25 protein-coding genes are annotated in these 25,335 nt (G+C 62.4%); 3 read left to right on the forward strand and 22 right to left on the reverse strand.

From position 1 onward, the window contains the following. Positions 1 to 76: 76 nt before the first annotated feature. The 6 genes from ABEG21_RS11750 to rpsP all read right to left on the reverse strand — a co-directional run bounded on the left by ABEG21_RS11750 (position 77) and on the right by rpsP (position 4,457). A complete protein-coding gene (locus ABEG21_RS11750; protein WP_347554776.1) occupies positions 77 to 1,039 on the reverse strand; it encodes a CobD/CbiB family protein in 963 nt (320 codons plus the stop codon). Between the two features lie 153 nt (positions 1,040 to 1,192). Next, entirely contained in the window at positions 1,193 to 1,948 is a 756-nt protein-coding gene (locus tag ABEG21_RS11755; protein ID WP_347554777.1) for a CoA pyrophosphatase, read from the reverse strand. 145 nt (positions 1,949 to 2,093) lie between these two features. Then, entirely contained in the window at positions 2,094 to 2,483 is a 390-nt protein-coding gene (gene rplS / locus ABEG21_RS11760) for a 50S ribosomal protein L19 (RefSeq protein ID WP_347554778.1), read from the reverse strand. A 147-nt stretch (positions 2,484 to 2,630) separates the two neighbouring features. After that, on the reverse strand, positions 2,631 to 3,395 hold the full coding sequence (trmD, locus tag ABEG21_RS11765; protein WP_347556753.1) for a tRNA (guanosine(37)-N1)-methyltransferase TrmD: 765 nt from the start codon (positions 3,393 to 3,395) through the stop codon (positions 2,631 to 2,633). Positions 3,396 to 3,459: 64 nt separating this feature from the next. After that, complete coding sequence (gene rimM, locus ABEG21_RS11770) at positions 3,460 to 4,146, reverse strand: ribosome maturation factor RimM (protein WP_347554779.1); 687 nt, start codon at positions 4,144 to 4,146, stop codon at positions 3,460 to 3,462. A gap of 41 nt (positions 4,147 to 4,187) precedes the next feature. Further along, entirely contained in the window at positions 4,188 to 4,457 is a 270-nt protein-coding gene (rpsP, locus tag ABEG21_RS11775; protein WP_024901608.1) for a 30S ribosomal protein S16, read from the reverse strand. A gap of 339 nt (positions 4,458 to 4,796) precedes the next feature. Here rpsP and ABEG21_RS11780 point away from each other — a divergent pair, with 339 nt between their 5' ends. Then, the gene (locus ABEG21_RS11780) at positions 4,797 to 6,254 is read left to right on the forward strand and encodes a PA0069 family radical SAM protein (RefSeq protein ID WP_347554780.1); all 1,458 of its coding nucleotides are present in this window, start codon (positions 4,797 to 4,799) and stop codon (positions 6,252 to 6,254) included. Positions 6,255 to 6,310: 56 nt separating this feature from the next. Here the strand turns inward: ABEG21_RS11780 and ABEG21_RS11785 are convergent, their stop codons facing one another. Further along, on the reverse strand, positions 6,311 to 6,808 hold the full coding sequence (locus ABEG21_RS11785) for an Lrp/AsnC ligand binding domain-containing protein (RefSeq protein WP_347554781.1): 498 nt from the start codon (positions 6,806 to 6,808) through the stop codon (positions 6,311 to 6,313). Between the two features lie 176 nt (positions 6,809 to 6,984). Between ABEG21_RS11785 and ABEG21_RS11790 the strand changes: the two genes are divergently transcribed. Next, positions 6,985 to 8,274: a D-amino acid dehydrogenase gene (locus ABEG21_RS11790; RefSeq protein ID WP_347554782.1), complete on the forward strand. Its 1,290-nt coding sequence runs from the start codon at positions 6,985 to 6,987 to the stop codon at positions 8,272 to 8,274. 85 nt (positions 8,275 to 8,359) lie between these two features. Here ABEG21_RS11790 and ABEG21_RS11795 read toward each other — a convergent pair whose 3' ends face one another. The 7 genes from ABEG21_RS11795 to ABEG21_RS11825 form a co-directional block, all read right to left on the reverse strand. Then, positions 8,360 to 10,384, reverse strand: a complete 2,025-nt coding sequence (locus ABEG21_RS11795; protein WP_347554783.1) for an acyl-CoA dehydrogenase — start codon at positions 10,382 to 10,384, stop codon at positions 8,360 to 8,362. Between the two features lie 103 nt (positions 10,385 to 10,487). Beyond that, complete coding sequence (locus ABEG21_RS11800) at positions 10,488 to 11,432, reverse strand: FAD-binding protein (protein WP_347554784.1); 945 nt, start codon at positions 11,430 to 11,432, stop codon at positions 10,488 to 10,490. A 2-nt stretch (positions 11,433 to 11,434) separates the two neighbouring features. Continuing rightward, the gene (locus ABEG21_RS11805) at positions 11,435 to 12,184 is read right to left on the reverse strand and encodes an electron transfer flavoprotein subunit beta/FixA family protein (protein WP_347554785.1); all 750 of its coding nucleotides are present in this window, start codon (positions 12,182 to 12,184) and stop codon (positions 11,435 to 11,437) included. Between the two features lie 212 nt (positions 12,185 to 12,396). Continuing rightward, positions 12,397 to 13,203, reverse strand: coding sequence for a MetQ/NlpA family ABC transporter substrate-binding protein (locus ABEG21_RS11810; RefSeq protein WP_347554786.1), 807 nt, complete (start codon positions 13,201 to 13,203; stop codon positions 12,397 to 12,399). A gap of 28 nt (positions 13,204 to 13,231) precedes the next feature. Beyond that, positions 13,232 to 13,885: a methionine ABC transporter permease gene (locus ABEG21_RS11815; RefSeq protein ID WP_347554787.1), complete on the reverse strand. Its 654-nt coding sequence runs from the start codon at positions 13,883 to 13,885 to the stop codon at positions 13,232 to 13,234. Continuing rightward, complete coding sequence (locus ABEG21_RS11820; RefSeq protein ID WP_347554788.1) at positions 13,878 to 14,909, reverse strand: methionine ABC transporter ATP-binding protein; 1,032 nt, start codon at positions 14,907 to 14,909, stop codon at positions 13,878 to 13,880. The genes ABEG21_RS11815 and ABEG21_RS11820 overlap by 8 nt, the downstream gene beginning before the upstream one ends. 289 nt (positions 14,910 to 15,198) lie before the next feature. Beyond that, entirely contained in the window at positions 15,199 to 16,128 is a 930-nt protein-coding gene (locus ABEG21_RS11825; RefSeq protein ID WP_347554789.1) for a histone deacetylase family protein, read from the reverse strand. Between the two features lie 189 nt (positions 16,129 to 16,317). On the opposite strand from ABEG21_RS11825, the gene mltB reads away from it, so the two are divergent. Next, a complete protein-coding gene (gene mltB / locus ABEG21_RS11830) occupies positions 16,318 to 17,409 on the forward strand; it encodes a lytic murein transglycosylase B (protein ID WP_347556754.1) in 1,092 nt (363 codons plus the stop codon). A 58-nt stretch (positions 17,410 to 17,467) separates the two neighbouring features. On the opposite strand, the gene cysM is transcribed toward mltB, so the two are convergent. The 8 genes from cysM to rpsA form a co-directional block, all read right to left on the reverse strand. Further along, positions 17,468 to 18,370: a cysteine synthase CysM gene (gene cysM / locus ABEG21_RS11835; RefSeq protein ID WP_347556755.1), complete on the reverse strand. Its 903-nt coding sequence runs from the start codon at positions 18,368 to 18,370 to the stop codon at positions 17,468 to 17,470. A 383-nt stretch (positions 18,371 to 18,753) separates the two neighbouring features. Then, the gene (locus ABEG21_RS11840; RefSeq protein ID WP_347554790.1) at positions 18,754 to 19,008 is read right to left on the reverse strand and encodes a helix-hairpin-helix domain-containing protein; all 255 of its coding nucleotides are present in this window, start codon (positions 19,006 to 19,008) and stop codon (positions 18,754 to 18,756) included. Between the two features lie 243 nt (positions 19,009 to 19,251). Beyond that, on the reverse strand, positions 19,252 to 20,247 hold the full coding sequence (gene rfaD / locus ABEG21_RS11845; RefSeq protein WP_347554791.1) for an ADP-glyceromanno-heptose 6-epimerase: 996 nt from the start codon (positions 20,245 to 20,247) through the stop codon (positions 19,252 to 19,254). Between the two features lie 33 nt (positions 20,248 to 20,280). Then, the gene (rfaE1, locus tag ABEG21_RS11850) at positions 20,281 to 21,324 is read right to left on the reverse strand and encodes a D-glycero-beta-D-manno-heptose-7-phosphate kinase (RefSeq protein ID WP_347554792.1); all 1,044 of its coding nucleotides are present in this window, start codon (positions 21,322 to 21,324) and stop codon (positions 20,281 to 20,283) included. Between the two features lie 40 nt (positions 21,325 to 21,364). Then, positions 21,365 to 22,540 (reverse strand): lipopolysaccharide assembly protein LapB, encoded by a 1,176-nt coding sequence (lapB, locus tag ABEG21_RS11855; RefSeq protein ID WP_347554793.1) that lies wholly within the window; start codon positions 22,538 to 22,540, stop codon positions 21,365 to 21,367. A 12-nt stretch (positions 22,541 to 22,552) separates the two neighbouring features. Further along, entirely contained in the window at positions 22,553 to 22,861 is a 309-nt protein-coding gene (locus ABEG21_RS11860) for a lipopolysaccharide assembly protein LapA domain-containing protein (protein ID WP_347554794.1), read from the reverse strand. Positions 22,862 to 23,078: 217 nt separating this feature from the next. Continuing rightward, the gene (locus ABEG21_RS11865; RefSeq protein WP_347554795.1) at positions 23,079 to 23,402 is read right to left on the reverse strand and encodes an integration host factor subunit beta; all 324 of its coding nucleotides are present in this window, start codon (positions 23,400 to 23,402) and stop codon (positions 23,079 to 23,081) included. A 47-nt stretch (positions 23,403 to 23,449) separates the two neighbouring features. After that, complete coding sequence (gene rpsA / locus ABEG21_RS11870; RefSeq protein ID WP_347554796.1) at positions 23,450 to 25,156, reverse strand: 30S ribosomal protein S1; 1,707 nt, start codon at positions 25,154 to 25,156, stop codon at positions 23,450 to 23,452. Between the last annotated feature and the right edge of the window lie 179 nt (positions 25,157 to 25,335).

The raw sequence follows: 25,335 nt of genomic DNA on the forward strand, positions 1-25,335 counted from the left end.
TCCGCTAAACCCGAGCGCGGCGGCGGATGACGCGCAATGGCCTCATTCGCGGTCGCGCCGGTGCGCGGGATCAAGATTATGCCAACCAGACCGATAGCGTGATCATCAGCAACAGGATCATCCACAGAATCACCGCGCGCCAGACCAGACCGACTGCCGAGCGTAGCGTCCGGGGTGTGCAGTCCTCGCCCACCGGCAACGGCGTGGGCCGATTGTAGGGATCGAGCATCGTATCCAGCGTGCCGAACGACTCCGTCGCCACCGGCTCGGCCTGCGGCTCGACCAAGCGGGCGCCCAGCGCACCGCTACCCGCCGCTAGAAGCACGCCTTCGTTCGTGTCGGCCCAGACGCCGCCATAGTGGCGCCAGGCGTAGACCGCATCCTCGAAATTCCCGACGATGGCAAAACCCAGCGCAGTCAGCCGCGCCGGAAGCCAATCGATATAAAAGAAGGCACGACGCGCGAAATTCGAGAAGGCGGGACTACGCTCGGCGGACGTCTCGGTCCACGTCGCGGCCAGATGCGACGCAATCCGATAGCAGACGGCACCGGCCGGCCCCACCGGAATCAGGAACCAGAAGAAGACGCCGAAAACATGCCGGTGCGATGCAATGACCGCGTAGATAAGCGTGTTCCGCACGATCTCACTCACCGGCATCTCGCTGGTTTCCATCCCGGTCCAGGTCTGCAACAACTCGCGTGCGAGCGGCACGTCGTCGTTATTGAGTGCTACCTGGATATCGGTGAAGTAGTGACTGAATTGGCGGAATCCGAGCGTCAGATACAAGACTGCGACATTCCAGGCAAAGGCGAGCACGAAGCTCACATGCCACAGCAGATAGTAAATGGCGCCGACGCCCACGGTCCACGGCACGACGACGCCGAACCAGGCGAGCATGCCGTGCTTGCCGCGGCCGCCGTCCATGCCGCGCCCCATGCGCTCGGCGTGGCGACGTAGCAAACGCGCGACGGCGTTATTCGAGTCGAGCGCACGAAATTGCTCGAGGACCAGGGCAATGAGTACAGAAAAGAAAGTCATGCTATCGGCTGCACAAATCGTAAGACAGAGCATACTGAACCGCATCGGCAGACGTCCCGGCTAGCCGTCGTCTTATCCCGCGAACCGCAATCGCCCTCGCCGATGTGGTCGTAACAATAACATCAAATGTTACATTCGACGGCGTCATTCACGCTAGGCCGAAAGGAAGCGGTATAGGTTTCGCAACATCCCTGCGGTGGCGCCCCAGATGAAGTGCTCGCCCTCGCCGTCGCTACGCGGATACGGCATGGAGAAGAAACGTCGCGCGACGTTTGCCGACGGATCCTGGGACGGCGTGACACCGGGCTGCGGCGCAGGCGGCTGATAGACGCGCAGTTGATGATTCGATGGGTCCATCAGGAAAGCCAGCGGCACTTCGAAGCATTCGGCCACCTCGCGTTCGGCCGGATGCACGTCGAACGGCGGATGAACCAAGGCGACGACCGGTGTCACCGCATAACCGGTCCCGGTCACATATTCGGGCATCGTACCCAGCGGCTCGACATGCCGCGCATCGAGTGCGATTTCTTCCCATGCCTCGCGCAAGGCAGTGGCGGTAACGTCCCGGTCCTCCGGATCGCATCGCCCACCGGGAAACGAGATCTGCCCCGCATGGTCCGTCAGATGCGCGGCGCGGTGCGTCAGCAGCACCGTCAACCCTGCTTCGCGCGTGACCATGGGCACCAACACCGCGGCCGCGCGGAGTCCCGTGCGGCGCTCCGGATCGCCACGCCATGCCGCCTCCGCCTGCTCTGGCGCCCAGCGCAGCGAGGCCGCGGCAGAAAAGCGTCGGCGCAGCGCATCCGCGTCCAGCTCGGCGAGCGGCACGGGAGCGAGTGGCGCCGCGCCGGAGGCATCGAACGCCTCGATGGGCAACAGCGCGGGATCGAATAGCAGGCGATGGGGCATCGGGATCGATCTTCGTTTATGAAACGCACAAAGGCACCCTGAGGTGCCTTTGCCAAATACCGCATACCGGCCCTGGACGAGAGGCGCGATCGCTCGCACCCTCCCGCAAGGCCGTCCCGAGAACGCTGTCCCGGGACACTGTGGCTTACTCCGCCGCAGCTGCCGCCGTGTCCTTGCGGACCAGCTTTTCCTTGATACGTGCCTTCTTGCCCGACAGGTCGCGCAGGTAGTACAGCTTCGCACGACGCACGTCACCACGACGCTTGACGACGATGCTGGCCAATTGCGGCGAGTACGTTTGGAACGTACGCTCGACGCCTTCACCCGACGAAATCTTACGGACGATGAACGACGAATTCAGGCCGCGATTACGCTTGGCAATCACGACGCCTTCGTATGCCTGGACCCGCTTACGCGTGCCTTCGACAACGTTCACGCTCACGACGACCGTATCACCCGGTGCGAATTCCGGAATGGTCTTTTCGCCCAGAGCGCGTGCGATTTCTTCTTGTTCGAGTTGATCGATCAGATTCATATTAACTCCTTAAACCATCGTGCCGACGTTGTATACCGCGCTGAGCGCAGGCCCCGGCAGAGGATGGGAAACCGGCAGGAAAGTCTTCCTGCCGCCGTAGTCCGGCGCCCACCATCCAGACACATGTCTCGGAATAACACCGAGCCCTTATGCTGAATCGGCAGACGCCGGATTGGCGAGCCAGGCCTCATCGGCCTTGCTCAACAATCCGTCACGACGAGCGGCATCGATCAGATCCGGGCGCCGCGCCCGGGTTTTCGACAACGCTCGCTGGCGGCGCCATGCAATGATCTGCGCATGGTGCCCGCCCAACAAAATGTCCGGCACCCGCATGCCTTCGTATTCCTCGGGACGCGTGTAGTGCGGACAATCCAACAAACCGTCGACAAAACTATCCTGCTGCGCCGATTGCGCATCGCCCAGCACGCCAGGCAGCAAGCGAATGACGGCATCCATCAGCGCCATTGCCGGCAGCTCCCCGCCCGACAGGACGAAGTCGCCAACGCTGATTTCCTCGTCCACGCAGCGATCCAACAAACGCTGGTCCACCGCTTCGTACCGGCCGCACAGCAACACCAGACCCGGCTCGGTCGCGAGCGACGTGACACGGCGATGCGTCAACGGCGCGCCTTGCGGCGACAACATCACCACACGCGGCGTGGGCCGACCTTCCGCCTGCTGCGCCGCTTTCGCGGCTGCAATTGCCGCTTCCAACGGCCGCGCCAGCATCACCATGCCGGGGCCCCCACCATAGGGTCGATCATCGACCGTACGGTGCGAGTCCACCGTGAAATCACGCGGATTCCAGGTGTGCAGCGCGTAACGCCCCTGCTTGACCGCCCGGGACGTGACGCCCCAGTCGGTCAGCGCGCGGAACATTTCCGGGAACAGCGTCAGCACGTCGAACCGCATGCCTGTCTCCGCCGGTCGTGCCGCCGCCCCTTCGGGCGATGCCGACACGCCGCGTTGCGGGGTATCAATAATCGACATCCCAATCGACGACGATGCGCTTGCCGGGCAGATCGACCTCACGCAAATACGCATCGACGAACGGAATCAAACGCTCGCGCTCGACCGTCAGACCGTCGGCGTCCTGCGCGTCGTACACCACACGCAGGACCGAGTGGGCGCCATTGTCCATCAGGTCGCGGACCCGGCCCAACGCCGTCCCAGCCGGGTTCACCACCGCCAGATCGATCAGATCGACCCAGTAATACTCGCCGTCGGGCAAGGCCGGAAAGTCCGCGCGGCGCACCAGCACCGCGGTCCCCTTCAAGGCCATCGCCGCATCCCGATCGTCGCAACCGGCAATCGACGCAGCAATCGCGCCGCTGTGCACGCGTGGACCGCGGACGGCCAAGCGCCGAGGCGCCGCGTCACGCGGACCCCGCAACCACCAATGCCGCGCATTCAGCATGGCGGCATCGCCATCGGGGGCGCCCGCATGCGGGAACACCTTGACCTGACCGCGTACACCGTACGCCTGCCCGATCACACCGACCTCGATCAGATCGTCCGGAAGCGCGAACGACGCGACTTCCATCGATGCGACAGCATCGCCGGACTGCTCGGCATCGCGCTCAGCGTTCGGCGACGCATCGACGGATTTCTCCGCCACGCCCCCTTTTGCCGGACGCGGACGAAAAGCGCCGAAATCGGGCACGTTCGATCCTGACGACGACGTCAAACCTGCACCAGCTTCTATTAAGCTGCTGCCGGCGCTGCGGCGACGGTTGCCTTAGCGGCTTCCTTCGCCAGACGCGCGACTGCCGGCGACAATTGTGCACCCGTGCCAACCCAGTACGTCAGGCGGTCTTGAGCGATACGCAGCGTTTCACCCTTTTGCGCGACCGGGTTGTAGAACCCGATGCGCTCGATGAAACGGCCGTCGCGACGATTACGCGAATCGGTCGCAACGATGTTGTAGAACGGGCGCTTCTTCGCGCCACCGCGGGACAGGCGGATGATGACCATACTGAATTCCTAGAAATCTGGTGTGTGTGCAGCGTGAAACACGCGATTATAGCGGGAATTCGGCTAGCTACCAAACACTTAGTGCGCGCGCAGCCCTAGCAAGGCCCCTTGTCCCAGGCCAGCCCGGCATTCACCGCGCTCCCGCCCCTCATCGCCCGCGCCCTGACCGCAGCGTGTGCGCAACGGAACGTTGCGACCGAGAGACAGATCCCCAGGCACATCGCTACTGGTCGAATGGCCAAGCCAAAACGCGGGCCTCTTGCGCAAAATACTGTATACCCATACAGTATCCGTTGATGACTGCGCGCCGATGCGCGAGCACGACACGGACGGCAGGCGATGGAAAACAGCAACGGCAAACGAAACGACGTAGGCGACGGCAATCCAGGCGGCGGACGATCGCGTGGGTCCACGGCGCCGGACAGGTCTGCAATCGACGCCGAACGCCGCGCCGTCGCGCGCAGAGGCACCGTCGCGGCGCCGTTCCATCCCGACAGGGGAAGCACCAAGGCCCGCGGCCGAGGCGCCGTCAGCAATCCCGTGCCGCGCTTCCAGAGCTGGTCGCGCGAGGCGGACCCGCATTGCCGTCAAGACGACATAGGACAAACGTGGGATGCCGCAGGCGACGAAGCGGACGACGCCAGCGGCTCCCGCGAAGCCCGGACGGCCGTGGAGACCTGTCTCGAGAAGCCGATGATTCGGCTACAGACGACGGTCACGACGGAGACGGCGCGGACGATTATTGCCCGTAATACCTCCCCCGACATTCCCTTCGATCGGTCGTTGAATGCGTATCGCGGCTGCGAGCACGGCTGCGTGTATTGTTTCGCACGGCCCACGCATGCGTATCTGGATTTGTCGCCGGGTATCGATTTCGAAACCAAGCTTTTCGTCAAGACCAATGCCGTCGAAAAACTGCGCGAGGCGTTCGACAAGCCGGGCTATCGCGCGGACGTCCTGGCATTGGGCGCCAACACGGACCCGTATCAACCGATCGAAAAGACCTATCGCATCACCCGCGACGTGCTGGCCCTCGCCGAGGCGTACCGCCATCCGATCGCCATCACCACGAAATCCGCCTTGGTCGTCCGCGATATCGACATCCTGGAGCGAATGGCAGCGATGGGTCTGGTTCGCGTATTCATGTCGATCGGTACCTTGGACGCCGAGATTGCGCGCAAGCTCGAACCGCGCGCCAGCACGCCACCGCGTCGCATCGAGGCGATACGACAATTGCAGGCGCGTGGCATTCCCTGTGGCGTGGTCGTCGCACCGGTGATCCCTGCGCTGACGGATTTCGACGTCGAGCACGTCCTCCAGGAGGCCGCGCGAGCGGGCGCACAACATGCCGGCTATGTCATGCTGCGACTCCCGCTCGAGGTGCGCGATCTATTCGTGGCCTGGCTCGATACGCATTACCCGGATCGACGGCGACATGTGCTGAGCCTGATTGAACAGATGCGGGGCGGCCGCCATTACGACGCCACGTTCGGTCAGCGGATGCGCGGCACGGGCCTGTTCGCCGAGCTATTGGCGCAACGCTTCACGATGGCATGCCGACGGTATGGCTTGAATGCGTCCCGTCCACCGCTGCGCACCGATCTCTTTGCGAGCAGTCCCGCACGCCTCGACGCGTTGGCGCGCAGGGACAAGCGCACGCAAACGGGCAGCACGGCAAACGGCGCGTCGGGAAAAGACACCGCTCCGCCATCGACCAGTACGGCGGCGCCCCGGGTGAATCCGCAACTCGATCTGTTTTCGGCACCATTGACGGCGCAATCAACAGCCGAACGCTGAAAACGGCACGGCCCGATAAACAAAGGGACAAACAGGCAATCAGGCAATCAGCCGGATCAATCGGGCCTTTCGGTGATCGGTATCGTCAGCGTTTCCTTGACCTCTTCCATCACGACATAGCTTTTCGACTGCGTCGCACCGGGCAGTTGCAGCAGCACGTTCCCGAGGATCTTGCGATAGTCGGCCATCTCGCCGATACGCGCCTTGATCAGGTAATCGAAGTCGCCGGAAACCAGGTGACACTCGAGCACTTCCGGCACCTTCATCACTTCCCGCCGGAATTTCTCGAACATATTGCCGTTCTTGTGATCCAACGTGATCTCCACGAATACCAGCAACGATGCGCCGAGCTGGGCGGGATCGACGCGCGCGAAATAGCCGAGGATCACGCCGTCGCGCTCCATGCGTTTGACCCGCTCAATGCACGGCGTAATCGACAGGCCCACTTGCTCGGCCAGATCCTTCATCGCCATCCGACCGTCGTCTTGTAGCAACGTCAGGATCCGTCGGTCGATCCGATCCAGGGTACGAATCGCTTTATGTTGGGTGCGCATGACGGCGTAGACATTGAGAGAAGCGAGAAGACCAGAATATTTTCTGAAAAGCAGCAAATATTCAATAACAAAATCCGCGAAACTCGCAATAGTATAGCCGCAATTACTACGATAACGCTCACCACGCGGACCCTGCGTAACGTGAGACGTGCGGACGATTTCTAACGGAAGCTGCGATGAAAATCATCGTTCTTGGTGCGGGTGTCATCGGTACAACCAGCGCGTATTACCTGTCCCGTGCCGGGCATGACGTCACGGTGATCGACCGGCAACCGGGCCCTGCGTTGGAGACGAGCTTCGCCAATGCAGGCCAGATCTCGCCGGGCTATGCCTCGCCGTGGGCGGCCCCCGGCGTGCCGCTGAAAGCGATCAAGTGGATGTTCGCCAAGCATCCCCCACTGACCATCCGCCCGGACGGGTCCGGCGCCCAGTTACGCTGGATGTGGCATATGCTGACCCAGTGCACGGCAGACCGCTACGCGATCAACAAAGGGCGCATGGTGCGTCTGGCCGAATACAGCCGCGACTGCATTCGTGCATTGCGCGACGACACCGGCATTCAGTACGAGGGGCGCCAGGGCGGGACCTTGCAATTGTTCCGTACGCAGGCGCAATTCGATGGCGCCGCCAAGGACATCCAGGTTTTACGCGATGCCGGCGTCCCGTTCGAATTGCTCGAAGGGGCCGCGTTGGCGCAGGCGGAGCCCGCATTGGCCGCCGCCGGCGGTAAGCTGACCGGTGGCTTGCGTCTGCCGAACGACGAAACCGGCGATTGCCAGCGCTTCACGACGCATCTCGCCCGGATGTGCGAGGAACAAGGCGTGACATTCCGCTACAACACCCCGATCGATGCCCTTGCGCTCGCAGGCGATACGGCAATCGGCGTGCAGTGCGGCAATGAATTGGTGCGAGCGGACCGAATCGTCGTTGCGCTCGGTTCGTTCTCGACGCAATTCATGCGCGGCCTCGTGCGCGTGCCGGTGTATCCGCTAAAGGGATATTCAATCACCGTGCCGATCACCGACGCCACGCGCGCGCCCGTGTCCACGGTGCTGGATGAAACCTACAAGATCGCCATCACCCGCTTTGACGATCGGATCCGCGTCGGTGGCATGGCTGAAATCGTCGGCTATGATCAGCGCCTGAAACCGGCACGGCGCGCCACGCTGGAGATGTGCGTCAACGATCTCTTTCCGGGCGCGGGCGACACGAAGCAAGCCAGCTTTTGGACCGGCCTGCGACCGATGACGCCTGACGGCACGCCGATCGTCGGCGCCACGCCAGTGCGCAACCTGTTTTTGAACACCGGCCATGGCACGCTCGGCTGGACGATGTCCTGCGGATCGGCGCAATTGCTCGCCGATCTGATCAGCGGCAAGACGCCGGAAATCGCGTCGGACGACCTGTCGATCTTCCGCTACCTCCGCGAGATCGCCCAGCCAAATGGCCAGCCCGCTTTCGCTTGAGTAGTGCTCGAACGCCGTCTTTACCGGTCGGCGTGACGGCGCGCCTTCGCGCCCCAAGCGAACAGCTCAGAACCACGCTAGCCGGTCAGAGCCACGCGTCCGGCAACGCGTAAATCCCCTGATCTCCTCGCGTACTAACGATCGCGATCCGCCATGCCGACGTGCGAGGCATCACTTGCTCCGCAAAGCATCGCGCGACGGCCCGTTTCGTCCTGGCAAACTCGGCGCTGACCGCCATCGGTAACGCGCCGCTAGCCGTCGCCTCGCCTTCCCCCTCCGGCTGCACATAACCATCATCCAGGCCTGCCGCCAGCAAGGCGGCGCGCGCCAATTGCCAGCCTGCCAACGTCACGCCCGCCAAGTGGAGATAGGCGACACTGCCCGCATACGCGGCAACGGGATCCGTCTGTGCGGTATTGACGATAAAGTCGACGACCGCGGCATAGGCCACACGCGCTTGGGAAAGCTGTGCGGCAATCGACGACCAGCTCGCCGCCGCATCCGCATCGACAGCCACGCTATCGGCCGCTTGCCTCTCCTGCCCACCCAGATCGCTCTGCCCAGCCTTCGCACTACTCCCGAGCGCCGCGCGCTCCAAGGCATCGATGCAGTCGTCGATGCAAGAGAGCCAGTGCTGCGCCACCAAGCCCTCGTCGCGTACCGTCTTGCGGCCTACCAGGTCGTTCGCCTGAATCGCGGTCGTCCCTTCGTAGATCGGCAGAATCCGCGCGTCGCGATAATACTGCGCCACGCCGGTCTCTTCGATATACCCCATCCCGCCGTGCACCTGGATGCCGATATTGGCGACTTCCACCGCCATTTCCGTCGACCAGCCCTTGATGATGGGCACCAGGAATTCGTATTGCGCCTGCGCCACCCGGCGCGCCGCGGCATCGGTGCCGTGCTCGGCGTGATCGCCGCGACTGGCGGCAAAAATCGCCAAGGCGCGGGCCGCCTCAGTCAAGGCACGCATCGTTGCGACGCTACGACGAACATCGGGATGCGCAATGATCGCACGCTGCGCCGCATTCGCGGCATGGCCCGCCTCAGCGCCAGCCGACGCATCCAGCGCGGGCAACGGTGTCGACACCGCCTGCCCCTGCAGCCGCTGCTTTGCGTAAGCGCGTGCGGCCTGCGTCGCCCGATCCGCTTGCCCGATACCTTGGACGCCCACGCCGAATCGCGCGGCATTCATCATGATGAACATCGTCTGCAAGCCCTGATTCGGCTTGCCGAGCATTTCGCCCCATGCCCCGCCTTTGTCGCCGAATTGCAGCACGGCGGTCGGGCTGCCATGAATGCCGAGCTTGTGCTCGATCGATGTGCAACTGACATCGTTCCGCACCCCATCCCCCAGCGCCATCGCGCTGGCAGGCTCCGCATTGAGCACCGCCTCGTCCGCCGTCAGCAGGAACTTCGGTACCAAGAAAAGCGAGATGCCTTTCACGCCGGGGGGCGCGTCGGGAAGCCGGGCGAGAACCAGATGGACAATGTTTTCGGCCATATCGTGATCGCCATACGTGATGAAGATCTTGGTCCCGAACAAGCGATAACTGCCGTCCTCCTGCGGTTCCGCGCGCGTCCGTACCCGTGCCAGATCAGATCCGGCCTGCGGCTCGGTCAGATTCATCGTGCCGGTCCAGGTGCCGGCGATCAACGGCGGCAGATAACGCCGACATTGATCCTCGCTACCGGCAGCCAACAGCGCTTCCACGGCACCATCGGTCAGCAAGGGACACAGCGCGAACGACAGATTGGCCGCATTCCACATCTCCAGGCACGCGGTGGCGAGCACCCGCGGCATGCCCTGGCCGCCATGTTCCACCGGATGCCGCAAACCCTGCCAGCCACTGTTTGCAAACTGCGTGAAGGCCTCACCGAAGCCGGGCGTCGTCTTGACCCGACCGCCTTGCCACCCTGCCGGCGTGCGATCGCCCACGGCATTCAACGGCGCCAGCACACCGCTGGCGAATCGCGCCGCCTCGTCCAACACCGCCGCGGCGGTATCAGGCGTGGCCTCCTCGAAACCCGGGAGGCGGGCAATGCGATCGAGCCCGCCCAGCCGCGTCATCAGGAACAACATGTCTTCAACCGGCGCCTGGTAATCCATGATTCGTCTCCTCCGATGAAAAAAAAGGGACCCCGCAGGGCCCCTTCGTCTTTTTATTATAATTTTCCGTGATCAAGGCCCAGCCTGATCCGGACGATGGCCATCACAGCGCCTTGACCAGCGCCGGAACGGCTTCGAACAGATCGGCTGTCAGCCCATAGTCGGCCACGCCGAAGATCGGCGCTTCCGGATCCTTGTTGATCGCAACGATCACCTTCGAATCCTTCATACCGGCCAAATGCTGGATCGCACCGGAGATACCCACCGCCACATACAGCTGCGGCGCCACGATCTTACCGGTCTGGCCGACTTGCGAATCGTTCGGCGCGAAGCCCGAGTCCACCGCGGCGCGCGATGCGCCCAGGGCGGCGCCGAGCTTGTCGGCCAGCGGTTCCAGCACGCTGTTGTAGTTCTCGGCGCTGCCCATCCCCCGGCCACCCGATACGACGATCTGTGCCGACGTCAGTTCCGGACGCTCCAGCTTCGTCAGCTCGCGACCGACGAATTGCGAGACACCCGCATCGCCACCGGCTGCCGCCGATTCCACCGCCGCGCTGCCGCCTTCGGCCGCCGCGGCGTCGAAACCGGTGGCACGCACCGTCACGACCTTGATCGCATCGGTCGCTTGCACCGTCGCCACCGCCGCGCCCGCATAGATCGGACGCTCGAACGTGTCGGCGCCGACCACGGCCGTGATGTCCGAGACCTGTGCCACATCCAGCTTCGCGGCAATGCGCGGCGCGATGTTCTTGCCGTATGCCGTTGCCGGCAGCACGATGTGCGAATAGGCGCCGGCTATGCCGAGCACCGTCTTCTCGACGTTTTCGGCCAGGCCGTCGGCTAGCGTCGCGTCGTCCGCCAGCAGCACCTTTGCCACGCCGGCGATTTTCGCCGCCGCATCGGCCGCGCCGCGTGCATCGGCACCGGCCACCAGCACGTGGATATCGCCGCCACCGGCCTGTGCGATCTGCTGCGCCGCCATCACGGCGTTCAGCGTCGCGCTCTTGATTTCTCGATTGTCGTGTTCCGCGATCAACAGAATCGTCATGATTACAGCACCTTCGCTTCGTTCTTCAGTTTATCGACCAACGTGGCGACGTCGGGCACCGTCACACCCGCCTTGCGCTGCGGCGGCTCGGCCACTTTCAGCGTCTTCAGGCGCGGCGTCACGTCCACGCCGAGCGCGTCGGGCGTTACCGTTTCGAGCGGCTTCTTCTTCGCCTTCATGATGTTGGGCAACGTGACATAGCGCGGCTCGTTCAGGCGCAGGTCCGTCGTGATGACGGCCGGCAACGACAGCGACAGCGTTTCCGCGCCGCCGTCCACTTCGCGCGCGACGGTCACGCGACCATCGGCCACGGTGACCTTCGAGGCAAACGTCGCCTGCGGCAGACTCGCCAGCGCCGCCAGCATCTGGCCCGTCTGGTTCGAATCGTCGTCGATCGCCTGCTTGCCCAGGATCACCAGTTGCGGCTGTTCCTTGTCGACCAATGCCTTCAGGATCTTGGCGACCGCCAGCGGCTGCAGCTCGACCGTCGATTCCACCAGGATGGCGCGGTCGGCGCCGATCGCCAGCGCCGTGCGCAGCGTTTCCTGAGACTGGGTGACACCACACGACACGGCAACGATTTCCGTCGCCACGCCGGCTTCCTTCAATCGCACCGCTTCTTCGATGGCAATTTCATCGAACGGGTTCATCGACATCTTCACATTGGCGATATCGACGCCCGTGCCATCGGATTTCACGCGGACCTTGACGTTGTAGTCGACCACGCGCTTGACGGGCACCAGGATTTTCATGCAAACACTCCTCGGCTCAGAACAATCACGAACGATCGTTCTATTCTATATGGGAAAACTTCGAAAATTCTACCGCCGTCACCGATACCGCACTCTAGTGAAGGGGTTTAGCCCCGGAATCAGACAGAAGGCGGGATGCTTCGCCCCGGTCCAATGCCGCCGACCGGCCGCCCTTTCGCCTTACGACGGGGGCCGGGTCGACGAATCCGGCATTACCACGACGTGATGACGGATCCCTTGAAGGTCGTCGCCACGAACTGCTTCACCTCGGGCGAGCGGTAGGCCTTGATCAACTTGGCGACCCACGGCTTGTCCTTGTCCTGCGCCCGCACGACCAACACGTTCGCATAGGGTCCCGTCGGCGGATCGACTTCGATCGCATCCTTCGCCGGCGACAAACCGGCTTCCAATGCGAAATTCGTGTTGATCGCGGCGATATCCACATCATCCAGCGAATGCGGAATCTGCGCCGCGTCCAATTCGACGAATTTCAGCTTTTTCGGATTCTCCGCGACATCGATCGACGTCGCCGACAAGCCCGCGCCGGCGCGCAACTTGATCAGTCCGGCCTTTTGCAGCAACAGATACGCCCGGCCGCCATTGGTCGGATCGTTCGGCACCGCGACGCGCGCACCCGGCTTCAGATCCTTCAGCGACTTGATCTTGCGCGAATAGATCCCCATCGGGAAATTGACCGTCTGCGCGACGCTGACGAGCTTGTAGCCACGATCCCGTACCTGTGCATCCAGATAAGGCTGATGCTGATAGCTATTCGCTTCGATGTCGCCGGCAGCCAAGGCGGCGTTCGGCTGCACGTAATCGCTGAATTCGACGATCTGCAGGTTCAGGCCTTCGCGCGCGGCAACCTTCTTCACCTGCTCCATGATCTGAGCGTGCGGCCCTGCCGTTACCCCGACCTTGATGGTCTCATCGGCGGCCAGTGCATTCAACGCGGCGGTGGACAAGGCAAACGCCGAGACGGCGGTTGCGATCAATTTGCAGACAGAACGGCGTTGCATGCGCGGTCTTCCTCGTTTGAGTATGTAATTATTTATGGCTCAGTCGGCGCACCAGCCAATCGCCGGCGGACTGTACCAATTGCACGAACACGATCAGGATCAACACGACGGCGACCATGACTTCCGGCAGGAAGCGTTGATAGCCGTAGCGGATGCCCAGGTCGCCCAGGCCGCCACCGCCGATCGCGCCCGCCATAGCCGAATAACCGACCAGGCTGACGAACGTGATCGTCAGACCGGCGATCACGCCAGGCCAGGCCTCCGGCAGCAGAACCTTCGTCACGATCTGCCAGTTCGACGCGCCCATCGACTGCGCCGCTTCGATCAAGCCGCGGTCCACTTCGCGCAGCGCGGTTTCGACCAGACGGGCGACGAAAGGCGCGGCGGAAATGGTTAGCGGCACGATGGCCGCGGCGGTCCCGATCGACGTCCCGACGATAAGTCGGGTGAAGGGGATCACCGCCACCAGCAGAATGATGAAAGGCGTACTGCGCACGGCATTGATGACGATACCGAGCACGCCGTTGACGGCCCGGTTGGCCAGCACACCTTGGCGATCGGTCAGATACAGCACGATGCCGATGGGCACCCCCACTGCTGCGCCGATGACGCCGGAGATGCCGACCATGATCAGCGTCTCCCAGAACGACGAGAGAAACAGATCGTACATTTGGCTAAGCATGCGACAACTCCTCGACAATCACGCCCCGCGTGCGCAGCGAGGCCATCGCCTCGGCCACGGTTCCGGGTTCTCCAGTGGCCAATACCGCCAGCGAGCCGAAGGCCTGCCCCTGGATCTCGGCCACCTGGCCATGCAGGATCGTGATATCGATGGCAAAACGGCGAATCGTCTCCGAGATCACCGGCTCGCCCACGCCATCGCCGGAAAATGCCAATCGGAACAAGTGATCGCGCCCGGCCACCAGACGCTCGCCGATGCGCGACTTCAGGCCCGGCGGCAATTCCTGCGCGATCACATCGCCGATCATGGCGCGTGTGACGTCGTGGCGCGGCTGCAGGAAGACGTCGATGACGCGCCCGCTCTCCACTACGCGACCGGCATCGAGCACGGCCACGCGATCGCAGATATGCCGGATCACTTCCATCTGGTGCGTGATCAGCACGATGGTCAGGCCCAATTCCTTGTTGATCTTGCGCAGCAGATCGAGGATCGAGCGCGTGGTCTCGGGATCGAGCGCCGACGTCGCTTCGTCGCACAGCAGCACCTTGGGCTCGCTGGCCAGCGCACGGGCGATACCGACGCGCTGCTTCTGACCGCCGCTGATCTGGGCGGGATAGCGATCGCGTTGACCGCTCAAGCCCACCAGTTCGAGCAAGGCGCTCACGGTCTGCTCGATTTTCGCCTTCGGTACGCCGGCCAATTCGAGTGGCAGGGCGATATTCCCGTAAACGGTCCGTGAAGACAGCAGATTGAAGTGCTGGAAGATCATGCCGATGTCGCGACGCGCGGCGCGCAGCGCAGCGGGCGACAAGGCCGTCAGGTCGCGGCCGGCCACGACCACGCGCCCTTCCGTGGGGCGCGTGAGCAGGTTCATCGTCCGTACCAGCGTGCTCTTACCGGCGCCGCTACGGCCGATGATGCCGAAGACTTCGCCGGCCTCGATCTTCAGGTTAATGGCGCGCAAGGCTTCCACCGGGCCTTTTGGGCCGGGAAAGCGTTGCGTCAGGTCCGATATGTCGATCATGAAACGGTCTGTAGGCGATTCCAACAGGGAATCAGGCGCCGCCTACCGGTCCCGGCCGCCTGGCGGGGCGCAGCGACGCGCGGGCCGGTGCCGCATTTGCACGGCACACAGGGCCGGACAAAGCGGCCAAAAGACGTGACGAAACACGCCCTTCAAGCTGCGAAAGATCCGCATTCTACCCTGCTGCAACCCGACCGATCAGAAACGTTCGCCATCAGCATATAAGCAAAAACTATGATGCGAGGCAATTTGACGCGCTAGTCGCGCCCTGTCGTGTGATGTCCTGGCGTTAGAGATTGGCCATCGCGCGCAAATGCGCCACCACGCTGCGGCCGAGGGCCGAGAAGGCATAGCCGCCCTCCAGTACGCTGACGATCCGGCCGCCCGCGTGCTGCTCGGCAACCCGACGGATCGCCTCGGTCACCCAGGCGTAGTCCGCCTCGACCAGCGCCAGACCGCCCATCTCGTCTTCCCGATGCGCATCGAAGCCGGCCGAGACGAACACCATTTCCGGCGCGAACGCCTGCAGGCGCGGCATCCAGTGTGCCTCGACCGCCGCCCGAAATGCCTGGCCATCGGCGCCGGCAGGCAGCGGCGCATTGACGATATTGTCCGCCGCCGCGGGGACGCCGCAATGCGGATAGAAGGGATGGCGGAAGGTGCTGCACATCAGGACGCGCGGGTCGTCGGCAAAGATCGACTCGGTCCCGTTGCCGTGATGCACATCGAAATCGACGATGGCGACGCGCCGCAGTCCCCGCACGTCCAAGGCATGCAGCGCCGCGACAGCGACATTATTAATCAGACAGAACCCCATCGCGCGGTCACGCGTCGCGTGGTGTCCCGGAGGACGAACACTGCAGAAGGCGTTGTCGAATGTGCCGTCGATCACCGCATCGGTCGCCGCCAGCGCGGCGCCGGCCGCCCGCAACGCCGCCTGCCACGACCCCGGGCCGACGACGGTATCGCCATCGAGCGACACCATTCCACCGTCCGGCGTCTCGACGCAGTGCGCCAGACGGTCCAGATAAGCGGCATCATGGGCTCGCAGCAGGCTATCGCGATCGGCAAGCGGCGCCATTTGCGGCAGCCACCAGGTATCGAGGCGCGCGGCAATCATCTGATCGTCGATGGCCTGGAGCCGCTCCGGACATTCTGGATGCCCGGCGTCGGGCTGATGCCGAAGGCAGTCGGGATGCGAAAAGAAAGCGCTGGGCATTACGGTCTCCGGGGGCGCGCCCGGTCCATGGCCGAGCACACTCGATGTCGTACGTTATACTCCCAAACAACACCGCAACGATACATGACCATGACCTTGACGTTTCACCAGGGGTTGAGGACCTGCGCGCGCGCATCCACGCCCAGTCCTGCAGGCCGATTTTCGTTGGCGACCTTGTCGATACGCCTGATGCTGAGTTGCGGCGTGGTGGCGCTGAGCATTGCCGGTTCCGCCGCCCATGCACAAGGTGCGCCGGAAGCCGCGCCGGCGAACGGCCAGGTATTCGAGGAAGAAATCGTTCCGCAGCGTTTCGAAAACGATCCGCAGGTAAGCGCATTCATCGACGATCTGGTTGCGCGCTACGACTTCGATCCGGCCGCGCTGCATCAGATCTTCAATCAGGTCAGCTATTCCGCCAGCGCCGTCAAACTGGTCACCCCGTCGCCGACGCCCTCGACCAAGAACTGGAGTGCCTACCAGCACCGCTTCATCGAGCCGATACGCATTAACGGGGGCGTCAAGTTCTGGCAGGCAAACCGCCAGTGGCTCGACAAGGCGGCGGCGCAATACGGTGTGCCGCAGGAAATCATCGTCGCCATCATCGGCGTGGAGACCCTATACGGCAAGTATATGGGCAACTTCCGCATACTCGATGTGTTGACGACCTTGTCCTTCGACTATCCGAACACGCCGAATCGCGAAGATCGGATGCAGATGTTTCGCAAGAACCTGGCCGACTATCTGATCTGGACGCGCGACCAGAATATCGATCCTGCCGCGATCCAGGGCTCGTACGCCGGGGCGATCGGCATTCCGCAGTTCATGCCTTCCAGCATCTCGCAGTACGCGGTGGATTTCGATAATTCGAACTCGATCGATCTGCGCAACAATCCGGCGGACGCAATCGGCAGCGTTGCGAACTACCTGAAACAGAACGGGTGGGATAGCGGCAAGCCGGTCATGTGGCGTATCGGTGACGACGCCGGCAGCCAGGGCATTGCGCAAGCGGCGGCAGACGGCAAGCCGGAGCCGCATTGGGCGCTGAATCAATTGACCAAGGCCGGGATGCTGCTCAACGAGCCGGGCCTCGACCTCGACGCGGTGCAGGGCACGCCAGTCGCCGTTGTCGATCTACCGACGCCGGGTCAAGCGACGCAATATGCGCTGGGGTTGAACAACTTCTACGTGATCACGCGCTACAACCGCAGTTTCTTCTACGCGACCTCGGTCTATCAGCTGGCCCAGGCGATCAAGGCGAAGATGTTGGCGGGCGGCGGCTAAGCCGCCGTATCGGCACGCGGCGGCCGTACGACTACAAAGGTAGTCGCAGCGGCGCTGTTTATGCCGGGAACACGCCGGTCGACAGGTAGCGGTCGCCGCGGTCGCAGACGATAAACACGATCGTCGCGTTTTCGAGCTCGCGCGCCAGCTTCAGCGCGATATGGCCGGCGCCGCCGCTCGAGATTCCGGCAAAAATACCTTCCACCGATGCCATTTTGCGCGTCATCGTCTCGGCCTCCACTTGCGACACCGACTCGACGCGATCGACACGGCTGCGGTCGAAGATCGACGGCATATACGCTTCCGGCCATTTCCGAATACCCGGAATCCGCGATCCTTCCGCCGGTTGCGCACCGACGATCTGGATGCCGGCATTCTGTTCCTTCAGAAAGCGCGACGTCCCCATGATCGTGCCGGTGGTGCCCATCGACGAGACGAAATGCGTGATGCGCCCTTCCGTGTCACGCCAGATCTCCGGGCCGGTTCCTTCGTAATGCGCCACCGGATTATCCGGATTACCGAACTGGTCGAGGATCACGCCGCGCCCTTCGCGCTGCATCTTGTCGGCCAGGTCGCGGGCATATTCCATGCCGCCGCTAACCGGCGTCAGCACGATCTCCGCGCCGTAGGCCGCCATGCTCTGGCGCCGTTCGATCGACAGATCCTCGGGCATGATCAGGATCATCTTGTAACCGCGCAGCGCGGCCGCCATCGCCAACGCAATACCGGTATTGCCACTGGTGGATTCGATCAGCGTATCGCCCGGCTTGATCGTGCCCCGCGCCTCGGCCTTCTTGATCATCGACAGGGCCGGACGATCCTTCACGGACCCCGCCGGATTATTCCCTTCCAATTTGGCCAGGACGACATTGCCGCGCGCCCGTACGTCATCGTCGACCAGCCGCACCAACTGCACCAACGGCGTGTTGCCGATCGTATCTTCAATCGTTTTATAGGCCATCATCGCGCTCGCATTGTTCATTGCTACCGTGCGAGGATTGTAGCCGATTGGGCCGGATCCGACCGATGGTCGCCCAATGCCACACTGCCCGCATTACGACTTCCAGGCGCAGCGGGTCAGCACCGGCGCAACGCCGTGCATGTGCGTAAAAGCGGATATCCATGAAAAAAGCATGACCGGTTGGCTAAACCGTTCATGCTTTATCGTCCGGCCACAGCGGGCAATCCCCCGATCCGTGGGCAGGTAAGTCATGCCGCCGACGCGCTCGCGCGGCAGGCCTATTGCGCGGTCGCGGTGCCGTCAGGACGTCGCGCTGTCACACGACGTTCGCGTCAAGCACCGATCATCGCAGCGGCCGGTGCGCAGGCGCGGCAGCGCGGCGTTTAATCGAACGTGGCGCCGGATTGCGCGATACGGTCGATCAGTTTCTGCCCGATGCCGCGGACCCGTCCCATGTCATTGGCATTGGCAAAAGGCTGTTTTTCCCGTTCGGCGACAATCGCACGCGCCAGGATCGGGCCGACACCATTCACCGATTGCGCAATATCTTCCGCATTGGCCGTGTTCATATTGACGGCCCACGCCATCGACGCTGTCGAAACGAACAGGACGGCGGCGGCCAATAATTTCTTCAACATAGATTTCTCCTCGTTTGAAGCGCAGACATCCTCTACCGGGCTGGTGATTAGTCTGCAATCCTTACTTTAAAGAGCAACGATGTTTTGTTGAAGCTAACCGAATGGCATAGGATTGGACAACACAACTTTCGCAAAAAAAAGGCCGACTCGTGACGAGGCGACCTTTTCTATGGGGGCGTGGTAGTCGTCGGCCGGCACGCAATGGCAGACCGACGACACGTTCGCTATCTGCTATCTGCCCGCTTACTTCACCGCCGCCGACAGCCACTCCACATAACGCGACACGCCCTGCTCCACCGTCAGGAACGGCTGGTCATAGCCGGCCGCCCGCAGCGCACCGATATCGGCCTGCGTGAAGCATTGATACTTGCCACGCAGTGCATCCGGGAAGGCTGTATATTCGAGCAAGCCGGCGCTGACCAGTGCTTCCAGGCTCAACGGCTCATGGCCTTCCTTTGCCCGCAGCGTGTTCACGACCGTGCGCGCGATATCGTTGAACGGCTGCGCCGCGCCCGTGCCCAGATTGAAGATGCCCGACTTCGACGGATTGTCGAAGAAGAACAGATTCACTTTCGCCACATCCTCGACCGAGACGAAGTCCCGCGTCTGCTCGCCGGCCGCATAGCCGTTGTACTCGCCGAAGAGGCGAACCGAGCCGTTCGCGCGGAATTCGTTGTAGTTGTGGAAGGCGACCGACGCCATCCGGCCCTTGTGTGACTCGCGCTGCCCATACACATTGAAGTAACGGAAGCCGGCGATCTGGCTCTGCGCGTGCGGCAGCTTCTGGCGCACGATCTGGTCGAAGAGGAATTTCGAATAGCCGTACACGTTCAACGGCTTTTCGAACTCGCGCTTTTCGACGAAGGTCGTCGATGCGCCATAGGTGGCGGCCGACGACGCATACAGAAACGCCACGCGCTGTTCCAGGCAGGCGTCGAGCAAGGCGCGCGAATAACGGAAATTGTTTTCCATCATATAGCGCCCGTCGGTTTCCATCGTGTCCGAGCAGGCGCCTTCATGAAAAATCGCACTGACCTTGCCGAATTCACCGCGCGCGAAACGCGCGACGAAATCTTGCTTGTCCAGATAATCGCTGATTTCGCAGTCGACGAGATTGTGGAATTTGTCGGCGCGGGTCAGGTTGTCCACCGCGATGATGTCGCGTTCACCGCGGTCATTCAACGCCTTGACGATATTGGCGCCGACAAAGCCGGCCGCACCGGTGACGATCACAGTCATGGGAGTTCGCGCTCAGAAAAGACAGAAAGAAAATCAGGCCGGAAACAGTTCGTCGTATTCGACGGTTGCCGTACCCAGCTTGCCGACGACGATGCCGCCAGCGCGGTTGGCGAGGCGCACCGCCTCGACCAGGGGCTGACCCGCGCCCAACATGACCGCGAGCGTCGCAATCACCGTGTCGCCGGCGCCCGAGACATCATACACTTCGCGTGCCTGCGCCGGCACCGACACCGGCGGCTGCGCCGTGAACAGCGTCATGCCGTCCTCGGAACGGGTCAGCAGCAAGGCGTCGAGCGCCAGATCGGCGCGCAACGCGTCGACCTTGGCATTCAAATCAGCCTCCGACGACCAGCCGCCGATGACCTGCTGCAACTCCGCACGATTCGGCGTCAACAACGTGGCGCCGCGATAGCGCGCCCAGTCGCTTCCCTTCGGATCGACCAGCACCGCCTTGCCCGCGGCACGGGCGCGCCGGATCATCTCGCCCACATGCGTAAGCCCGCCCTTGGCGTAATCGGACAGTACGACGACGCCGGTATTCGGCAGCAAGGCGTCGAAGCGGTCGAGACAGGTCAACAATACCTCGTGCCCCGGACTGCTTTCGAAATCGACGCGCAGCAGTTGCTGCTGACGCGCAAGCACCCGCAGTTTGATCGTCGTCGGCAGGGCCGCATCGCGCTCGATATGCGCTTCGACCTTGCTTTCGGCCAGCAGCTCGATGATGCGCTGCCCCGGCTCGTCGTTGCCGATCACGCAGAGCAAGCCGCCGTGGGCGCCCAACGCCGCCACATTGCGCGCGACGTTTGCCGCGCCGCCCAACCGTTCCTCGATACGCTGCGCCAACACCACCGGCACCGGCGCTTCCGGCGAAATACGATTGACGTCGCCGAACCAGTAACGGTCCAGCATCACATCACCGACGACCAGGATCGAGGCCCCGGCCAGGGTCTCGCGCTTCACCGGGGACCCGGACGCGGACGATGCAGGCGCCGATGACGCGACAATGGCGTCGGGGGAATCCAGCCGCACCGGGCGTTCGCCCGACGCGGGCTGCGGAAAAGACGTAGTAGAAGACATCAACAGACAATCCGATCAAATAGGGCCGTCCCCGGCAGCATCAATTGCTGCCGGCAAGCGACTCGGAACGACGCGGGACATAACTTTCCCAATGGCTGCACCCAGGGCACTGCCAATAGAACAGCCGCGCGCGGAAACCGCAATTTCCGCAAGTGTAACGCGGCAGGTTGCGCGTGCGCTGTTTGATCAGGTTGCGCATCAATGTCAGTTCCTTACCCCGCGCCGTATCGCTGGTGGCAATCTGCGCATCGAGCAACAATAACGTGGCCGCCGCGCTCGGCGCGCGCTCCATCTGGCGCAAGGCCAGCGCATGCGCTTCCTCTACGCCGGAAGTAGCCAATACGTGCTTGTACGCCGTGTCGAGCAGATCGACGCTCGGATGCGTGTCCAGATAACCCACCAGCCGGCGTGCGCCTTCCGCGGCGCGCTCGCCGGCGATGAACGCCTTCATCATCGGCTCCGCGACCAAGGGCAGATACACCGGATCCTGCGCTTCGACGCGGCTGTAGCACGCAATCGCATCGTCGATGCGCCCTTCCGCGGCGGCCAGATCGCCCAGCAGAATCGTGGCGCGCACATTGGCGGGGTTGACCTGCAAGGCCAATGTCAGCGCTTCGCGCGCGTCATCGCGCTGCCCGCGCTGCAATGCCTCGGAAGCAATCTCACAATGAAATTGCGAAATATCCTTTTTCAGCGACGGTACGCCTGAATTCTCCAGCGCCTGCGCCGCCGTGATCGAGCGTCGCCAGTCCTTCTCGATCTGGAAAATCGTCAGCAGCGCTTTTTCCGCTTCGGTGCGATAGAGACCGACCTCGATTTGCTCGAAGGTCTGTTCGGCACGATCCAGCAGCCCGGCCTTCAGAAAATCCTGACCAAGCTCGTACAAGGCATGGTCGCGTTCGTTGACCGGCAGGTCCTGGCGGTTCAACAAATTCTGATGCACGCGAATGGCGCGCTCGGTTTCGCCACGCCGACGAAACAGGCTACCCAAGGCAAAGTGCAGCTCTGTCGTCTCCGGATCCAGTTTGACGACCTCGATAAACGCATCGATCGCCTTGTCCGGCTGTTCGTTGAGCAGAAAATTCAGACCGCGGAAATACGAGCGCGGCAGGTTGGCGGCATCCGACAACAGGTGCTTCAAATCGAAGCGAGCAGCGCCCCATCCCAGAAAGAACACGACAGGGATGACCAGCAGCCACCAAAAATCAAGATCCATATCAGACTGCCATCAAATGATCGGCGGCATTGGCGGCACGTCGTGCGGCGCCGTTACCGTATTGGCCTGTTGCTCGCGAAGCGTCTTCACTTCGCGACGCAGGCGTGATATTTCGCGGCCGCGGCGCAGCAGTCCCGGCAGCGCGGCCAAAAGCCCCGCCAACGCGCCGATGACAAAAAACACCAGACCCACCACGATCATCGGCGCGTTCCAGACATAGCCCGCCAGCAGATTCAGTTGGACATCCTGCAGATTTCCCAGTGCGAGGACCAGAAAGACGACAAAGATGATGAGTCGAATCAGCCAGACGATGAACTTCATAGACGCGCGCCCTCAGTGGTGGGTCAGTGTGACCACGATATTGTAAAGGAAGCGGACCCTGCGAGCCCTCGTAATCCTCGGGGCCCAGGTCGCACCGCCCAACGCCCAAAAACAAAGAGGCGCCCGAAGGCGCCTCTTTGGCTTGATCCCACCGGCATGACAACGCGCCGGCGCAGGACTCAGGCGGAAACGATGAACACGGCACGCTGCCGCCTGCTCAGACCTCGTCGTCGTCCTTGGACGCCTTCAAGGGCTGGCCGGCACCCCGGTCCACGCGCTCACGCAATTCCTTGCCCGGTTTGAAGTGGGGGACGAATTTCTCCGGCACCAGCACTTTTTCACCCGATTTCGGATTACGGCCTTCGCGCGAGGGCCGACGATTCAACGCAAAGCTGCCGAATCCGCGAATTTCGATCCGATGTCCGCTCGCCAACGCGTCCGACATCGCATCAAGCATCGTCTTCACCGCGAAGTCCGCATCCTTGACGACAAGTTGCGGAAAACGCGATGCCAACTGGATCACCAACTCCGATCTAGTCATTCCCTACCCTTACCCGTTCGCTAAACCACGTGATTGCTGTGGTGCTATTACTGACCTTGGCCGTCCAGCTTAGCCTTGAGCAGTGCGCCCAGATTCGTCGTGCCGGCAACCGAGCTGTCCGATTGGAACTTCTGGACTGCTTCTTGTTGCTCTGCCGAATCCTTCGCCTTCACGGACAGGCTGATGCCACGCGACTTGCGATCGACGTTGATGATGATCGCCGTCACTTCTTCGCCTTCCTTCAGCACGTTGCGAGCATCTTCCACGCGGTCTTGCGAGATTTCCGACGCGCGCAGATAGCCTTCCACTTCAGCCGACAGGAGGACCACGGCGCCCTTCGGATCCACTGCCTTCACGGTGCCCTTAACCAACGAGCCCTTGTCGTTCAGTGCCACGAAGTTGCTGAACGGGTCGCCTTCCATCTGCTTGATGCCCAGCGAGATCCGTTCCTTGTCCACGTCGATGCCCAACACGATAGCGTCGACTTCGTCGCCCTTCTTGTACTTGCGAACGGCTTCTTCGCCGCTTTCGTTCCAGGACAGGTCGGACAGGTGAACCAGACCGTCGATGCCGCCCGGCAGACCGATGAACACGCCGAAGTCGGTGATCGACTTGATCGCGCCATGCAGACGGTCGCCCTTCTTGTAGTTACGGCTGAAATCGTCCCACGGGTTCGGCTTGCACTGCTTCATGCCGAGGCTGATACGACGACGGTCTTCGTCGATTTCCAGCACCATGACTTCGACTTCGTCGCCCAGCTGAACAACCTTGTTCGGCGCGACGTTCTTGTTGGTCCAGTCCATTTCGGACACGTGAACCAAGCCTTCGATGCCCGTTTCGATCTCGACGAATGCACCGTATTCGGTGATGTTCGTGACCTTGCCGAACAGACGCGTGTTCGACGGGTAACGGCGGGAAATACCTTCCCACGGATCGTCGCCCAGCTGCTTCATGCCCAGCGAAACGCGGTTCTTTTCTTGGTCGAACTTCAGGACCTTGGCGGTCACGTCTTGGCCGACGGACAGCACTTCGCTCGGGTGACGCACACGGCGCCAAGCGATGTCGGTGATGTGCAGCAGGCCATCGATACCGCCCAGATCCACGAATGCGCCGTAGTCGGTGATGTTCTTGACCACGCCGTTGACGATCGCGCCTTCCTTCAGCGTTTGCAGCAACTTCGCGCGCTCTTCGCCTTGCGTCGCTTCCACGACGGCACGACGCGACACCACGACGTTGTTACGCTTGCGGTCCAGCTTGATGACGCGGAATTCCAGCGTCTTGCCTTCGTACGCGGTCGTGTCCTTGACCGGACGCGTGTCGACCAGCGAACCCGGCAAGAATGCGCGGATACCGTTGATCATGACCGTCATACCGCCCTTCACCTTGCCGGTGATCGTGCCGGAGACGATCTCGTCGTTGTCCAGCGCCTTTTCCAGGGCCAGCCACGATGCCAGACGCTTCGCCTTGTCGCGCGACAGGATCGTGTCGCCATAGCCGTTTTCCAGCGCGTCGATGGCCACCGAGACGAAATCGCCCGGTTGCACTTCGATTTCGCCAGCGTCGTTATGGAACTCTTCGACCGGAATGTACGCTTCGGACTTCAGGCCAGCGTTGACCACGACAAAGTTGTGGTCGATACGGACGACTTCGGCCGAAATCACTTCGCCCGCGCGCATGTCTTGCTTAGTCAAAGACTCTTCGAACAGCGCTGCGAAGGATTCGGTGTTGGGGGTTGCGGTTTGGAGGTCGGACATAAATTGGGTTTACTCCCCGGTTTTTGCCGCGACGTGCGGATCTTGCTGACCTATCGATAGGCCGTCGAATCCTGACACGGAGTTACTGCCGGCAACGTGACGCGGGGGGGTTAAGGTTAAAAAAAACAGGCGACCGGCCCATGCCGGTTTAGCCAGGAACTACCGGTACTGCGTACGAC

The sequence above is a fragment of the Robbsia sp. KACC 23696 genome (assembly GCF_039852015.1).
GTDB lineage: Bacteria > Pseudomonadota > Gammaproteobacteria > Burkholderiales > Burkholderiaceae > Robbsia.

What these genes read in the sequence shown, in the direction of transcription:
- ABEG21_RS11750 (WP_347554776.1), bottom strand. Translation starts at nt 1,039, where the DNA reads ATGACTTTCTTTTCTGTACTCATTGCCCTGGTCCTCGAGCAATTTCGT.
- ABEG21_RS11755 (WP_347554777.1), bottom strand. Translation starts at nt 1,948, where the DNA reads ATGCCCCATCGCCTGCTATTCGATCCCGCGCTGTTGCCCATCGAGGCG.
- rplS (WP_347554778.1), bottom strand. Translation starts at nt 2,483, where the DNA reads ATGAATCTGATCGATCAACTCGAACAAGAAGAAATCGCACGCGCTCTG.
- trmD (WP_347556753.1), bottom strand. Translation starts at nt 3,395, where the DNA reads ATGCGGTTCGACGTGCTGACGCTGTTCCCGGAAATGTTCCGCGCGCTG.
- rpsP (WP_024901608.1), bottom strand. Translation starts at nt 4,457, where the DNA reads ATGGTCATCATCCGCCTGTCCCGCGGTGGCGCGAAGAAGCGCCCGTTC.
- ABEG21_RS11780 (WP_347554780.1), top strand. Translation starts at nt 4,797, where the DNA reads ATGGAAAACAGCAACGGCAAACGAAACGACGTAGGCGACGGCAATCCA.
- ABEG21_RS11785 (WP_347554781.1), bottom strand. Translation starts at nt 6,808, where the DNA reads ATGCGCACCCAACATAAAGCGATTCGTACCCTGGATCGGATCGACCGA.
- ABEG21_RS11790 (WP_347554782.1), top strand. Translation starts at nt 6,985, where the DNA reads ATGAAAATCATCGTTCTTGGTGCGGGTGTCATCGGTACAACCAGCGCG.
- ABEG21_RS11795 (WP_347554783.1), bottom strand. Translation starts at nt 10,384, where the DNA reads ATGGATTACCAGGCGCCGGTTGAAGACATGTTGTTCCTGATGACGCGG.
- ABEG21_RS11800 (WP_347554784.1), bottom strand. Translation starts at nt 11,432, where the DNA reads ATGACGATTCTGTTGATCGCGGAACACGACAATCGAGAAATCAAGAGC.
- ABEG21_RS11805 (WP_347554785.1), bottom strand. Translation starts at nt 12,184, where the DNA reads ATGAAAATCCTGGTGCCCGTCAAGCGCGTGGTCGACTACAACGTCAAG.
- ABEG21_RS11810 (WP_347554786.1), bottom strand. Translation starts at nt 13,203, where the DNA reads ATGCAACGCCGTTCTGTCTGCAAATTGATCGCAACCGCCGTCTCGGCG.
- ABEG21_RS11815 (WP_347554787.1), bottom strand. Translation starts at nt 13,885, where the DNA reads ATGCTTAGCCAAATGTACGATCTGTTTCTCTCGTCGTTCTGGGAGACG.
- ABEG21_RS11820 (WP_347554788.1), bottom strand. Translation starts at nt 14,909, where the DNA reads ATGATCGACATATCGGACCTGACGCAACGCTTTCCCGGCCCAAAAGGC.
- ABEG21_RS11825 (WP_347554789.1), bottom strand. Translation starts at nt 16,128, where the DNA reads ATGCCCAGCGCTTTCTTTTCGCATCCCGACTGCCTTCGGCATCAGCCC.
- mltB (WP_347556754.1), top strand. Translation starts at nt 16,318, where the DNA reads ATGCTGAGTTGCGGCGTGGTGGCGCTGAGCATTGCCGGTTCCGCCGCC.
- cysM (WP_347556755.1), bottom strand. Translation starts at nt 18,370, where the DNA reads ATGGCCTATAAAACGATTGAAGATACGATCGGCAACACGCCGTTGGTG.
- ABEG21_RS11840 (WP_347554790.1), bottom strand. Translation starts at nt 19,008, where the DNA reads ATGTTGAAGAAATTATTGGCCGCCGCCGTCCTGTTCGTTTCGACAGCG.
- rfaD (WP_347554791.1), bottom strand. Translation starts at nt 20,247, where the DNA reads ATGACTGTGATCGTCACCGGTGCGGCCGGCTTTGTCGGCGCCAATATC.
- rfaE1 (WP_347554792.1), bottom strand. Translation starts at nt 21,324, where the DNA reads ATGTCTTCTACTACGTCTTTTCCGCAGCCCGCGTCGGGCGAACGCCCG.
- lapB (WP_347554793.1), bottom strand. Translation starts at nt 22,540, where the DNA reads ATGGATCTTGATTTTTGGTGGCTGCTGGTCATCCCTGTCGTGTTCTTT.
- ABEG21_RS11860 (WP_347554794.1), bottom strand. Translation starts at nt 22,861, where the DNA reads ATGAAGTTCATCGTCTGGCTGATTCGACTCATCATCTTTGTCGTCTTT.
- ABEG21_RS11865 (WP_347554795.1), bottom strand. Translation starts at nt 23,402, where the DNA reads ATGACTAGATCGGAGTTGGTGATCCAGTTGGCATCGCGTTTTCCGCAA.
- rpsA (WP_347554796.1), bottom strand. Translation starts at nt 25,156, where the DNA reads ATGTCCGACCTCCAAACCGCAACCCCCAACACCGAATCCTTCGCAGCG.